Here is a 12,836-nt window from a genome sequence, read left to right as displayed (position 1 = left end):
ATTACTTTAACTTCATAAACTAAGTACTAGTTATGACGACAAGATTTATCTTATCATACTTTCTAATAAATTTGCAATAGTTTTTTTAAAAAAATAATAAAAGCCCCTAAATTTTTATTTAAGGGCTTTGTATTATATTAAGCTCCGTAAACGTTACGTACGATATTTGTTTGGTTACGGTCAGGACCAACTGAGAATACAGATAATGGAATACCTACTAATTGAGACACACGTTCTACATAATGTCTTGCATTAACTGGTAATTCATTAAGAGTTTTTACTCCAGTAATATCTTCTGTCCAACCTGGAAGTTCTTCATAAACCGGCTCACACTCTGCAAGTTGTTTTAAGCTAGCAGGGAACTCAGTAATTGTTTCTCCACGGAATTTATAAGCAACGCAAATTTTTACAGTCTCTAGACCTGTTAATACGTCAATTGAGTTAAGTGATAAATCAGTAATACCACTAACGCGACGAGCGTGGCGAACTACTACACTATCAAACCAACCTACACGTCTTGGTCTTCCAGTAGTTGTACCGTACTCACGACCTACTTCACGAATTGTATTTCCAATTTCGTCAAATAGTTCAGTTGGGAATGCACCTTCACCAACACGAGTAGTGTAAGCTTTACAAACACCAACAACGTGATTAATTTTTGTCGGACCAACGCCAGATCCAATTGTTACTCCACCTGCAACTGGGTTAGAAGAAGTAACGAATGGGTATGTACCTTGGTCGATATCTAACATTACACCTTGTGCGCCTTCAAATAATACGCGCTTTCCACCATCAATTGCATCATTTAATACAACAGAAGTATCACACACATATTTTTTAATTTGTTGTCCGAACTCATAATATTCTTCAAAAATATCATCGATATTTAATGCATTTGAATCATACATTTTTTCAAATAAATTATTTTTCTCTTCAAGATTACGTTTTAATTTTTCGTAAAACTCTTCTTTATCTAAAAGGTCTGCCATACGGATTCCCACACGAGCAGCTTTGTCCATATAAGCTGGTCCAATACCTTTTTTAGTAGTACCAATTTTATTATCGCCTTTACGCTCTTCTTCTAACTCATCTTGTTTTAAATGATAAGGTAAGATAACATGAGCACGGTTACTAATACGTAAGTTGTCAGTTGAAACACCTTTATCATGTAGGTATGCTAGCTCTTGAACTAAAGCTTTAGGATCTACAACCATACCATTTCCAATAACACAAATTTTATCTGAGAAGAAAATACCTGATGGAATTAAATGAAGTTTGTACTTTTCACCATTAAATACGATTGTATGACCTGCATTGTTACCACCTTGATATCTAGCAACTACTTCTGCCTGTTGTGATAAAAAGTCAGTAATTTTTCCTTTTCCTTCGTCTCCCCATTGAGAACCAACTACTACTACTGATGACAATGTACTGCACCTCCGATTAAAATACGCTATTTCCGAACTAAAACCAAAACTAGTATATCAAACTTACGGAATTTGTCAATAAATCTCTTTGAATAATTCTGTTCTAAGTTTTATTTGTTCGTAAATACAAACTAAAGAATTTGATAAAAATAGTTTGCCCTAACAAAAAAAAATAATCACATAGATTCACTATGTGATTATTTTTTAGATAAGATTCGAAGTAGTAGAAATCAGATAGATGACAATATTTTTTAGGCACCTGGTGCTTGCTCATCAAACCTTCGTTCTAAGTTTACGAACTTGTTATATTCTTTTACGAATGCTAACGAAACAGTACCTACTGGACCATTCCTTTGTTTAGCAATAATGATTTCAATGATATTTTTATTCTCTGATTCTTTATCATAGTAATCGTCTCGGTATAGGAACGCAACAATATCCGCATCTTGCTCAATACTTCCTGATTCACGGATATCGGACATCATTGGACGTTTATCCTGTCTTGACTCAACGCTTCGTGATAGCTGAGATAAGGCTATTAGAGGTACTTTTAATTCCCTCGCCAGTCCTTTAAGAGATCGTGAAATTTCAGATACCTCTTGCTGACGATTCTCTCCACTTTTACCGTTACCTTGAATAAGCTGAAGATAATCTATTAGGATCATTCCTAAGCCATGCTCTTGCTTCAGTCTTCTACACTTAGCACGTATGTCATTTACCCTAATACCAGGTGTGTCATCGATATATATACCCGTACCAGCTAGGCTACTAGCAGCCATAGTAAGCTTATTCCAGTCCTCTTGTTCAAGATTACCTGTACGCAATGCCTGTGCATTAATATTCCCTTCCGCACAAAGCATACGCATTACAAGCTGATCCGCTCCCATCTCGAGACTGAAAATTGCTACGTTTTCATCTGTTTTAGTCGCTACGTTTTGAGCGATATTCAATGCAAAAGCTGTTTTACCTACAGAAGGACGGGCAGCTACTATAATTAAGTCATTCGGTTGAAATCCCGCTGTCATACGATCTAAATCAGTAAACCCTGTCGGTACACCGGTGATTTCGCCACGTTGATTAAATAAAGTCTCAATTTTACTAAATGTAGTAAATACTACATCTTTGATACTTTGGAAACCAGAAACATTTGTGCGCTGAGCTACTTTTAAAATACTTTTTTCAGCCTCGTTTAGTACAACATCCACTGGAATATCTGGCGCATAGCTTTCCGTTACAATATTTGTAGCGGTTCTTATTAATCTTCTTAAAGTAGATTTTTCTTCAACGCTTTTTGCATAGTATTCAACGTTAGATGCCGTTGGTACTGAAGCCAGCAAATCATTTAAATATGATACTCCTCCTACTTCTTCTAATACTCCTTGATTAGCTAGTTCAGAAGTTAGCGTGATAACATCTAGAGGCTCATTCCTTGAAGCAATCTTAAGCATCGCTTCAAATATTTTTTGATGGGCAGCTCGATAAAAGTCATCTGGTAAAAGCCGTTCTGAAGTTGATATTAGCGCCTCTGAGTCTAACAGTATGGCCCCTAATACAGCCTGTTCAGCTTCTATATTCTGTGGTGGAGTACGATCATTTAGCAAATCACTCATTTCTAGTCCTCCAGATGCTTGTTTTTCTTATTGTTCTTTAACGTGTACTTTTAAAGTTGCACTTACTTCAGGATGTAATTTTACTTTAATATTTGTTACACCTAGTCCTCTAATCGCGTCATTCATTTCGAATTTACGCTTATCTAGTTTAATACCATGTACTTTATTAAGCTCATCTGCAATTTGCTTACTTGTGATTGATCCGAAAAGACGGCCACCCTCACCTGATTTAGCTTTTAGTTCTACTGTTAAAGTTTCAATTGTTTCTTTTAGCTTCTTACAATTTTCTAATTCGGCTTGTGCATCTTTTAATTCTTTATTCTTTTTCGCTTCAAGAGTTTTCATATTACCTGCAGTAGCTTCAATAGCATCTCCATTTTTGATTAAGAAGCTTGCATAGCCATCTGCGATATTTTTAGTTTCTCCTTTTTTACCTTTTCCTTTTACATCTTTTAAGAAAATTACTTTCATTTGTTTGTTCTCCCTTCAATATATTCATCGATTATTCTCAATAAACGTTGTTCAACTTCTCTGATTGAAGAAGATTCAATTTGTGCAGCAGCATTTGTTAAGTGACCGCCACCGCCAAGCTCTTCCATTATTAATTGAACATTTATATTCCCTAATGATCGACTGCTGATGCTAACAACATTATCTGACCTTTTCGCAATAACAAAAGATGCAATGACATCAGTCATCGTTAATAATGTATCTGCAGCCTTAGCGATTAATACTTGATCATAGTTTACTTTGTCTTTTCCAAAACTAATCGCAAAGCCCTCTTTGTACATATAGGCTTCCTCTATCAATTCTGCTTTGCGAATATATTCATTCATATCTTGTTTTAGTAAATTTTGAACGAGGATCGTATCCGCCCCATTCGAACGTAAGTAAGACGCTGCATCAAAAGTTCGTGCCCCTGTTCGGAAAGTAAAACTCTTTGTATCAACAATAATACCTGCAAGCAAGGCTGTTGCCTCAAGCATGCTTAATTTTATTTTCTTAGGCTGGTACTCCAACAACTCAGTTACTAATTCTGCAGTAGAGGAAGCGTACGGCTCCATATAAACTAGAATTGCATCCTTAATGAAGTCCTCTCCTCTTCGATGATGGTCTATAACAACAATTTTATCTGTCTCATTTAAAAGTGATTCTTCTTCAACCATTGTCGGTCTATGAGTATCTACTACGATTATTAATGTATCTTCAGAAATAAGTTCTTTTGCTTTTTCGGGTGAAATAAAACAAGACATAAATTGTTCATTTTTAGACATTTCCCTCATCAAACGATTAACACTTTTATCTACTTCATCTTTATCAATTACTACATAACCATCCACTTCATTATGCATTACCATTTTTAAGATCCCAACTGCTGAACCAAGAGCATCCATGTCAGGTAACTTATGACCCATTATCATAACATTGGTGCTACTCTTCATTAAATCTCTTAATGCATGCGAGATTACCCTCGCTCTAACCCTCGTTCTCTTTTCTACAGGGTTAGTTTTCCCACCAAAAAACTTTACTTTACCGTTAATATTTTTTACAGTTACTTGATCTCCCCCACGCCCTAGTGCTAAATCTAAACCAGATTGAGCTAGTTGGCCAAGTTCGGTTAAATTCAAGCTACCTACTCCTACACCGACGCTTAGAGTAAGAGGTAAATTACGCTTTGTCGTTTCTTCCCTTACTTGGTCTAATATAGAGAATTTATTATTTTCTAATGCTGCTAGAATACCTTCGTTTAAAACTACACTATATCGATCGGATGAAACACGTTTCAAGAACATACCATTGCTATTAGCCCAACTATTTAACATTGTTGTTACTGCACCATTTACACTAGAACGCTCCTGATCATCTAAGCCCTGTGTCATTTCATCGTAATTATCTAGTAAAATAATTCCGATTACTGTTCTTTGATCTTCGTATAACTTCTCTAGTTGTGCTTGTTCTGTCACATCAAATAAGTAAATATATCGCTCTTCCCTTTTAATAACTACCCGATATGTTCTTTTACTTATATTCAATACATCTTCTTTTTTCTCTTTTTTCGAAATTAAAGCCATTAATCCTTCAGATAGATCATATATGTGTTTACCAATTAATGAACGATCATCTAAAATATTTAAAATATATTGATTGCCCCATTCAATATGGTACTCTCTATCATAAAGTAATACTCCAATTGGCATTTCTGTAATTGCTTCGTTACTTAAATTTTTCACTCTCGACATAACTGATTCTATATACATATCTAAAACGTAGCGGTACTTAATTTCTAACTTTACAACTAGAAAAATAACGCATAAAAAGATAACGATAAAAATTATCCCTATTTTAGGTTGAATATAGACTACAGTTCCGATCAGAAACACTGAAAGAGCAGTTAAAAGATAGACGGGTATAAGAAACATCTGTTTCTTATGAAAATCTTGCATATGTTCAACCCCTAAGCCAAATAAAATCTAACTTACATATTAAAGTTTATTCACTTTCTCACAACAAATTAGTAACAAATATGTTTTAAGTTTAAATTTTTCTTCTATTAAATATTCCAATTGAGACAATTCCAATTAGTAAAACAATATAAATTAATGGTTGAATGATAAAACTTGCGATCAATATAATAATTGGTACCGCTTTAGAAAAATGTTTTAAATAACTAAAATAAAATATTGAAGCGTAACCTTGAACGAGCAGTAAAATTTGAAGTACATATGTTAAATTAATCACTGCTGTACTGAGGAAACTACTTTGTTTCAAATTGAAGAATGAAAAAATCATTACAATTAAAAAGAACCACATGAATCCTACTGGGAGTCTAAACTCTCTAAATGGCTTAAATTTCGGAGTTTTATAACCTAATCTTCTTATTAATGGAAAAGTTACAAGTTGAGTTAAAAAAGCAAGTATAAAACTAACCATTAACAGTATTGAAGGAATTAATGTAGGGATTAATTTAATAGCATTTGTAAGACTATCTAATGCTTTTTCATTGGCGTTAGTACCAAGACTGGCACTAAGTTCCTTACTTTTTTCGATAGCTTCCGTTGCCAAGTTTATATTCTCTTTAACGAAATCAATATGAAAAACAGCTTTGAATAGTATGTACGATAGTACTGTATGTATTAAATATAAGAAAGTACTAGTAAGTAATATCTCTCCTTTACTTCGCTCATTTTTCAATAGATACCCAAATGCTATACCAACTGTTGAGTACATTAAAGTAACTGGAAGTAAATTAAATGAGGTAATCACAATTGTTAATCCTAGTGCCACACAGCAAAGTAAAAGTGATTCTTTAATTGAGTATTTAATACTTAGAATAATAAACGGCAGTGGCATAAGGAATGCCATAAAAATTGAGAGAAACGGTACAAATCTAAATATTAACAGTAGTACTGAGTAAATAGCTAATAGTACTGCACCCTCGGTAATAAATCGAGTCGATTTCAAAATAAAGCTCCTTTCAACTACCCCTACTTATTTCACGATAAGCATACTATTTCTTATTTTACCATAAAACTTATTTTTTCATAAATACAAAAAAAGTACAGCACTAGAATGCTGTACTTTTTATTACTTAGCTTATTCAGCTACGTATGGTAATAACGCCATTTGACGAGCGCGTTTGATTGCGATCGTTAATTTACGTTGGTATTTTGCAGAAGTACCAGTTACACGACGAGGTAAAATTTTACCACGCTCAGAAACGAAACGTTTTAATAACTCAGTATCTTTGAAGTCGATTGTAGTGATGCCGTTTGAAGTAAAGTAACAAACTTTACGACGTTTAGCACGTCCACCTTTGCGTCCACCCATTGCCATTGTTATTTCCCTCCTCTACTTAAAAATTAATTTTTTAGTAATGCTAACCGTTCAGCATTACACTGTTTTTATTATTAGAAAGGAAGATCGTCATCAGTAATATCAATCGTTTTGCTTGTCCCACCAAATGGATCATCATTAAAGCTAGGCTTCTGAGATGGTGCTTCGAAAGGATTTCCAGCGTTAAAACCTTGATTTTGTTGGTTCATACCGAATGAACCACCTTGGTTACCTGATGCATTTCTTGGTTCTAAGAATTGAACAGAGTCGGCTACAACTTCAGTTACATATACTCTCTTACCATCTTGACCATCAAAACTTCTAGTTTGAATACGTCCCTCAACGCCAGCTAAGCTTCCTTTTTTCAAGAAGTTTGCTACGTTTTCAGCGGGCTTTCTCCAGATAACGCAGTTAATAAAATCTGCTTCTCTTTCACCTTGCTGATTTGAGTAGGTACGATTCACTGCTAGAGTAAATGTTGCAACGGCAACCCCACTTGGCGTATAACGTAAGTCCGGATCCTTTGTTAAGCGACCTACAAGTACTACACGATTGATCATCTGATTCCTACCTCCCTAAAGCATTTAAAAAATATTATTTTTCTTCTTCACGGATAACGATGTGGCGGATGATATCTTCGCTGATTTTCGCTAAACGATCGAATTCTTGTACTGCTTCTGGTTTAGCAGAAACGTTTACAAGCATGTAGTGTCCATCACGGAAATCGTTAATTTCATAAGCTAAACGACGTTTACCCCACTCTTTAACGTTTGTGATTTCAGCACCTTGTTCAGTTAAAACGCCGTTGAAACGCTCAACTAATGCTTTTTGTGCTTCGTCTTCCATGTTTGGACGAACGATGTACATGATTTCGTATTTATTCATCACAATGTCACCTCCTTTTGGTCTAACGGCCCAACTAAGGGCAAGGAGCAATTTAATTAATCACTCACGAGTTAGAATTATAGCATAGTTTTTTTAAGATAGCAAATCATTAATTGACTTGCTATTTTCATTAAACATTAAATCTGAAATGCATTACATCTCCATCTTGTACGATATACTCTTTCCCTTCAAGACGTACTTTACCTGCTTCTTTTGATGCTGTCATGTTACCATAAGTCGCTAAATCTTCAAAAGAAACTGTTTCTGCGCGGATAAAGCCACGTTCGAAGTCGCTATGAATTACGCCAGCACATTGTGGTGCTTTCATACCTTTTTTAAATGTCCAAGCTCTTACTTCTTGTACACCTGCAGTGAAATAAGTTGCCAATCCTAATAAAGAATAAGCTGCACGAATTAATTGATCTAAACCTGATTCTTCTATTCCAAGTTCTTGAAGGAATGTACGTTTCTCTTCATCATCTAGCTCAGCTATTTCTTCTTCAATTTTTGCACTAATTACAATTACTTGAGAACCTTCTTTAGCTGCAAATTCTCTTACCTTTTCAACGTATTCGTTTGATGAAGCATCTGCGATTTCATCCTCGCCAACATTAGTGATATAAAGCATTGGCTTAGTCGTTAATAAGTGTAAACCTTTTACTACTTTCATTTGCTCTTCCGTAAACTCTACTGAACGAGCCGGCTTATCATTTTCAAATGCATCTCTTAATTTCACTAAAATTTCATGTTCATAAGATGCATCTTTATCTTTTTGCTTCGCTAATTTAGCTACACGATCAATACGTTTTTCAACAGATTCTAAGTCTGCAAGAATTAGTTCTAAGTTAATTGTTTCAATATCTGCTATTGGATCTACTTTTCCAGATACGTGAGTAATATTATCATCTACAAAGCAACGTACTACTTGGCAAATTGCGTCTACTTCACGAATATGAGATAAAAACTTATTTCCTAAACCTTCACCTTTACTTGCACCTTTAACGATCCCTGCGATATCAGTAAATTCAAAAGTTGTTGGAACAGTTTTTTTAGGTTGAACTAATTCAGTTAATTTTACTAAACGGTAATCTGGTACTTCTACCACACCTACGTTTGGATCAATTGTACAAAACGGATAGTTTGCTGATTCAGCACCTGCTTGTGTAATTGCATTAAATAATGTCGACTTTCCTACGTTTGGTAATCCTACGATTCCTGCTGTTAATGGCATATTTTCCACTCCTATACGAACTTAGTTAATCTTTCACAATTATATTGATTTCAAAAAAAAATAACAAGAAAATCTGAATATTAATTCTAAACATACGAAAGGTATCTAATACGAGCGATCCTTCAAATTGCTCTACTAGATACCCATTGATTTAACAATCGTTCTACTCTTCAGATCGAACTAAAACCTTTTTTAATTTTCGTGTGAACTCTCTGCGTGGAATTAATACGCTATGCTCACATCCCTCACATTTTAATCGAATGTCCATACCCATTCGAATAATTTTCCATCTGTTTACTCCACAAGGATGAGGTTTTTTCATTTCTACTACATCATTTAGGTTAAATTCTTTTTCTTCCATGTAAAAACTTCACTTCCTTAAAATAGTAGCATACAAACTATACATTCGCATTTTCATTTTTAGTTTCTGGTTGTTTATATAATACCATCTTTGGATACGAAATTTCTATGTTATTTCTTTCAAGTACTTCCTTAATTTCTTTTCGAATTGCTCTAGAAATTTTAAACTGTGTCATCGCTCTAACTTCCGAAGAGATTCTCAATGTTACTTCAGAAGGTCCTAAGTTTTGGATTCCAAGAAACTCTGGAGGTTTTACCATTTCTTCATATCTAGCTGGCATAGTTTCTAAATGCTGTTCAATTACATTTTGTGCATGTTCAATGTCACCCTCATATGAAATACTAACATCTACCATTGCCACAGCATTATGTAATGAAAAATTGGTTACTTCAGTAATCATTCCGTTCTGGATAATATGAAGCTCACCAGTTCCACTTCTAATTTTAGTTGTTTTTAAACCGATTGATAATACTGTTCCTTCGAAAGTTTGAACTCTAATGTAGTCACCAACTGAAAATTGATCTTCAAACAAAATAAAAAATCCAGAAATGATATCTTTTACTAAGCTTTGTGCACCAAAACCAATTGCTACGCCACCTATTCCTGCTCCAACTAAAAGTCCTTTTATTTCCACACCAAATATCGGGAGAATCGTCAAAGCAGCAATAAAGAATATTACATATGCAAGTACATTTTCCATCAGTTTAATAAGCGTTACTGATCTTCTTTCTGATACTTGTAACGGTCCTCTAGCATTAACCTTTAAAAGATTACGGATTAACTTTCTTCCAAGTTTTACAGCCAAGACTGAAACGATAATAATTAAAGCTATTTTTATTGATGAATTTAAAATTGTGTCCCATTGTTCTGGAGTTAGCATGCTTTTTTTTATTACTTTCTCAGCATTTTCTATTTTATCAGCTGCATTATTCATACTGTATTTTTCCCCCTATCTATTTTCAAATGACTTTAAACGTAATACTAAACGAATTAACACCTTAAAACTACAAATATGAACAAATGTAATAATAGTTTAATTTAATATCGAACATTGCTTGACGAAAGTATAAATTGTTTAAATTTTGCATAAACTAATACTACTCTCTTAAATGAAAAGTAGGCGATATTATGCAATTTTCAGCAAATCCTTTGCGTAACCTATTCAAGGATGATTATTCTGTATTTCTAGATGACGAAAACGCTATTAACAGATTTGCAGATCGTTTATGTAAGTCGCTTCCAAGTGTACACACTAAAGAAATCGTTTTTGTATGTATTGGAACTGACCGTTCTACGGGAGACTCTTTAGGTCCTTTAGTTGGAACCATGTTAGGAGAATTAAACTTAAGTAGGTTTCATTATTATGGTACTCTTGATGAGCCAATTCATGCGTTAAATCTTTCAGAACAACTTGAAAGAATTAAAGGCAAGTATAACAATCCATTTATCATTGCTGTAGATGCATGTTTAGGCAGAGTAAAAAGTATTGGTAGCGTACGTTTATCCAATGGTCCGTTAAAACCTGGTGCAGCAATGAAAAAAGAATTACCTTTAGTTGGCGAAATTAATTTAACCGGAGTTGTAAATGTTAGTGGATTTATGGAATTCTACGTTCTACAAAATACTAGATTAAGCCTTGTAATGAAAATGGCTAAGTTTATTGCGAATTCAATTAAAGAAACTGAAAGAAAATTTACCTGTCAATTAGATTTTTAACATAATAGTTTCCTAACTTTCAATTAAAAAAGGTCAGATAAAAACAAAAAGGGAGTATTAACTGCATTGGAAGCCAACACATTTAATATTCCCTATGAATAACTCATTTTATAATTGAAAGAATTCTCTCCAAATCCTCTTTGTTAAAGAATTGGATTTCTATTTTCCCTTTATCTTTAGCCGATTTAATTTTAACTGACGTTCCGAACTTTTCCTGTAAAAGATCCTCATATTCACTAAAAAATATGTTTTTAGTCGGGGTTTTCTTTGATGTTTCACGTGAAACATTTTCATTTAGCTCATTGACTAACGTTTCAACCTCACGAACACTTAGGTTTTTTTCAATTACTTTTAGTGCGGTACCTTCAATTAATCCTTTTCGTTTTAATCCTAAAAGTGCTCTTCCATGACCCATTGAGAGCGTGCCTTCTTCAACCATTTTTTGAACAGAGTTAGGTAAGGTTAAAATTCTTAAATAGTTAGCAATATGTGGACGACTTTTTCCAAGTTTCTTTGCTAATTGTTCTTGTGTTAAGTGTAATTGTTCAATTAAAGTTTGATATGCTTCAGCCTCTTCAAGAGGATTTAAATCATCTCGCTGTAAATTTTCTAATACAGCTAGCTCCATCATTTGCTCTTCAGTAAGGTCTCTTACAATAACTGGTACTGTATTTAAACCCGCATTTTTTGCAGCGCGATATCGTCTTTCTCCAGCAACGATTTGGAAGCCCTTTATGCTTTTTCTAGCAATGATTGGTTGAAGAATACCATGTTCAATCACTGACTGAGTTAATTCTAACATTGCAGTTTCATCAAATACTTTGCGAGGTTGGTATGGGTTAGGTCTAAGTTCTTTTAAATCAATTTCCTGAACTAACTCTTCTTGCTGGTTTATATCTTGAAAAAATGCTCCAATACCTTTACCTAAACCTTTAGCCATTATCAATCACTTCCTTTGCTAGATCGAGATATACTTCTGCACCTCTTGACTTTGGATCATAAGTAATGATCGGTTTACCATGACTTGGTGCTTCACTTAAGCGTACATTTCTTGGAATAATTGATTTATAGACGCGATCTTGGAAATATTTTTTTACTTCTTCTATAACTTGGAGCCCTAAATTTGTACGAGCATCTAGCATTGTTAGCAAAACGCCTTCAATTGCTAAATTTTTATTTAAATGTTTTTGTACTAAACGTACAGTACTTAATAACTGACTTAAACCTTCAAGTGCGTAATACTCACACTGAACTGGAATAATAATTGAATCAGATGCAGTTAGTGAGTTTAAAGTTAATAACCCTAGTGATGGAGGACAATCTATTAAAATATAATCATAGTTACCTTTTACAGTATCTAAAGCACGCTTTAATCGTACTTCTCTAGAAATAGTAGGTACTAATTCAATTTCTGCTCCAGCAAGTTGAATTGTTGCTGGAATAATATCAAAATTTGGAATAGCAGTGTTTAAAATGACATTTTTCGCCTCAACGTCATCAACTAATACATTGTAAACACACTGATTTACATCAGCTTTTTCAATTCCAATACCACTAGTTGCATTACCTTGGGGATCTATATCGACTAGTAATACTTTTTTTCCTAAGTGAGCTAAACAAGCACTTAAATTTACTGATGTTGTAGTCTTACCAACACCACCTTTTTGATTAGCTATAGAGATTACTTTAACCACTATGTAATCTACTCCTTCCACAACAAACAATTCTTATTTTCTATTTTACCATGAATAGATTCATCGTTGTGTCTAGAT

The 12,836-nt window shown here is 34.0% G+C and carries 14 protein-coding genes; 1 reads left to right on the top strand and 13 read right to left on the bottom strand.

Annotated features, from left to right (window positions below):
• Positions 1-137 precede the first annotated feature (137 nt).
• From BM319_RS23835 to BM319_RS23785, 11 genes are all read right to left on the bottom strand, one after another.
• Complete coding sequence (locus tag BM319_RS23835; RefSeq protein ID WP_069033645.1) at positions 138-1,427, bottom strand: adenylosuccinate synthase; 1,290 nt, start codon at positions 1,425-1,427, stop codon at positions 138-140.
• Positions 1,428-1,678: 251 nt separating this feature from the next.
• On the bottom strand, positions 1,679-3,037 hold the full coding sequence (dnaB, locus tag BM319_RS23830; protein ID WP_025568964.1) for a replicative DNA helicase: 1,359 nt from the start codon (positions 3,035-3,037) through the stop codon (positions 1,679-1,681).
• Positions 3,038-3,064: 27 nt separating this feature from the next.
• Positions 3,065-3,508, bottom strand: a complete 444-nt coding sequence (gene rplI / locus BM319_RS23825) for a 50S ribosomal protein L9 (protein WP_025568963.1) — start codon at positions 3,506-3,508, stop codon at positions 3,065-3,067.
• On the bottom strand, positions 3,505-5,481 hold the full coding sequence (locus BM319_RS23820) for a DHH family phosphoesterase (RefSeq protein ID WP_025568962.1): 1,977 nt from the start codon (positions 5,479-5,481) through the stop codon (positions 3,505-3,507). Before BM319_RS23820 ends, rplI begins: the two co-directional genes overlap by 4 nt.
• 91 nt (positions 5,482-5,572) lie before the next feature.
• Positions 5,573-6,499, bottom strand: a complete 927-nt coding sequence (locus tag BM319_RS23815; RefSeq protein WP_069033644.1) for a YybS family protein — start codon at positions 6,497-6,499, stop codon at positions 5,573-5,575.
• Positions 6,500-6,631: 132 nt separating this feature from the next.
• Complete coding sequence (gene rpsR, locus BM319_RS23810) at positions 6,632-6,865, bottom strand: 30S ribosomal protein S18 (protein WP_025568960.1); 234 nt, start codon at positions 6,863-6,865, stop codon at positions 6,632-6,634.
• A gap of 80 nt (positions 6,866-6,945) precedes the next feature.
• The gene (ssb, locus tag BM319_RS23805; RefSeq protein WP_025568959.1) at positions 6,946-7,431 is read right to left on the bottom strand and encodes a single-stranded DNA-binding protein; all 486 of its coding nucleotides are present in this window, start codon (positions 7,429-7,431) and stop codon (positions 6,946-6,948) included.
• A 34-nt stretch (positions 7,432-7,465) separates the two neighbouring features.
• Positions 7,466-7,756, bottom strand: coding sequence for a 30S ribosomal protein S6 (gene rpsF, locus BM319_RS23800; protein ID WP_025568958.1), 291 nt, complete (start codon positions 7,754-7,756; stop codon positions 7,466-7,468).
• Between the two features lie 130 nt (positions 7,757-7,886).
• Positions 7,887-8,987 carry a redox-regulated ATPase YchF gene (gene ychF / locus BM319_RS23795; RefSeq protein ID WP_025568957.1) on the bottom strand — a complete coding sequence of 367 codons (1,101 nt, stop codon included), beginning with the start codon at positions 8,985-8,987 and terminating at the stop codon, positions 7,887-7,889.
• A gap of 163 nt (positions 8,988-9,150) precedes the next feature.
• Positions 9,151-9,348 carry a DUF951 domain-containing protein gene (locus tag BM319_RS23790; protein WP_025568956.1) on the bottom strand — a complete coding sequence of 66 codons (198 nt, stop codon included), beginning with the start codon at positions 9,346-9,348 and terminating at the stop codon, positions 9,151-9,153.
• A 37-nt stretch (positions 9,349-9,385) separates the two neighbouring features.
• Positions 9,386-10,282: a mechanosensitive ion channel family protein gene (locus BM319_RS23785; protein ID WP_049813553.1), complete on the bottom strand. Its 897-nt coding sequence runs from the start codon at positions 10,280-10,282 to the stop codon at positions 9,386-9,388.
• 194 nt (positions 10,283-10,476) lie between these two features.
• Between BM319_RS23785 and yyaC the strand changes: the two genes are divergently transcribed.
• On the top strand, positions 10,477-11,064 hold the full coding sequence (gene yyaC / locus BM319_RS23780) for a spore protease YyaC (protein WP_049813552.1): 588 nt from the start codon (positions 10,477-10,479) through the stop codon (positions 11,062-11,064).
• 103 nt (positions 11,065-11,167) lie between these two features.
• On the opposite strand, the gene BM319_RS23775 is transcribed toward yyaC, so the two are convergent.
• Both BM319_RS23775 and BM319_RS23770 read right to left on the bottom strand, forming a co-directional pair.
• The gene (locus tag BM319_RS23775; RefSeq protein ID WP_025568953.1) at positions 11,168-12,004 is read right to left on the bottom strand and encodes a ParB/RepB/Spo0J family partition protein; all 837 of its coding nucleotides are present in this window, start codon (positions 12,002-12,004) and stop codon (positions 11,168-11,170) included.
• On the bottom strand, positions 11,997-12,758 hold the full coding sequence (locus BM319_RS23770; RefSeq protein WP_025568951.1) for a ParA family protein: 762 nt from the start codon (positions 12,756-12,758) through the stop codon (positions 11,997-11,999). Before BM319_RS23770 ends, BM319_RS23775 begins: the two co-directional genes overlap by 8 nt.
• Positions 12,759-12,836: the final 78 nt, after the last annotated feature.

This window comes from Bacillus sp. UNCCL81, from assembly GCF_900112535.1.
Taxonomy (GTDB): domain Bacteria; phylum Bacillota; class Bacilli; order Bacillales; family Bacillaceae_G; genus Gottfriedia; species Gottfriedia luciferensis_B.
Note: the sequence above shows the minus strand (reverse complement) of the source record. Positions and strands in the feature narration are given on the sequence as shown.

What these genes read in the sequence shown, in the direction of transcription:
- ychF (WP_025568957.1), bottom strand. Translation starts at nt 8,987, where the DNA reads ATGCCATTAACAGCAGGAATCGTAGGATTACCAAACGTAGGAAAGTCG.
- rplI (WP_025568963.1), bottom strand. Translation starts at nt 3,508, where the DNA reads ATGAAAGTAATTTTCTTAAAAGATGTAAAAGGAAAAGGTAAAAAAGGA.
- rpsR (WP_025568960.1), bottom strand. Translation starts at nt 6,865, where the DNA reads ATGGGTGGACGCAAAGGTGGACGTGCTAAACGTCGTAAAGTTTGTTAC.
- BM319_RS23785 (WP_049813553.1), bottom strand. Translation starts at nt 10,282, where the DNA reads ATGAATAATGCAGCTGATAAAATAGAAAATGCTGAGAAAGTAATAAAA.
- ssb (WP_025568959.1), bottom strand. Translation starts at nt 7,431, where the DNA reads ATGATCAATCGTGTAGTACTTGTAGGTCGCTTAACAAAGGATCCGGAC.
- yyaC (WP_049813552.1), top strand. Translation starts at nt 10,477, where the DNA reads ATGCAATTTTCAGCAAATCCTTTGCGTAACCTATTCAAGGATGATTAT.
- rpsF (WP_025568958.1), bottom strand. Translation starts at nt 7,756, where the DNA reads ATGAATAAATACGAAATCATGTACATCGTTCGTCCAAACATGGAAGAC.
- BM319_RS23820 (WP_025568962.1), bottom strand. Translation starts at nt 5,481, where the DNA reads ATGCAAGATTTTCATAAGAAACAGATGTTTCTTATACCCGTCTATCTT.
- BM319_RS23775 (WP_025568953.1), bottom strand. Translation starts at nt 12,004, where the DNA reads ATGGCTAAAGGTTTAGGTAAAGGTATTGGAGCATTTTTTCAAGATATA.
- BM319_RS23790 (WP_025568956.1), bottom strand. Translation starts at nt 9,348, where the DNA reads ATGGAAGAAAAAGAATTTAACCTAAATGATGTAGTAGAAATGAAAAAA.
- dnaB (WP_025568964.1), bottom strand. Translation starts at nt 3,037, where the DNA reads ATGAGTGATTTGCTAAATGATCGTACTCCACCACAGAATATAGAAGCT.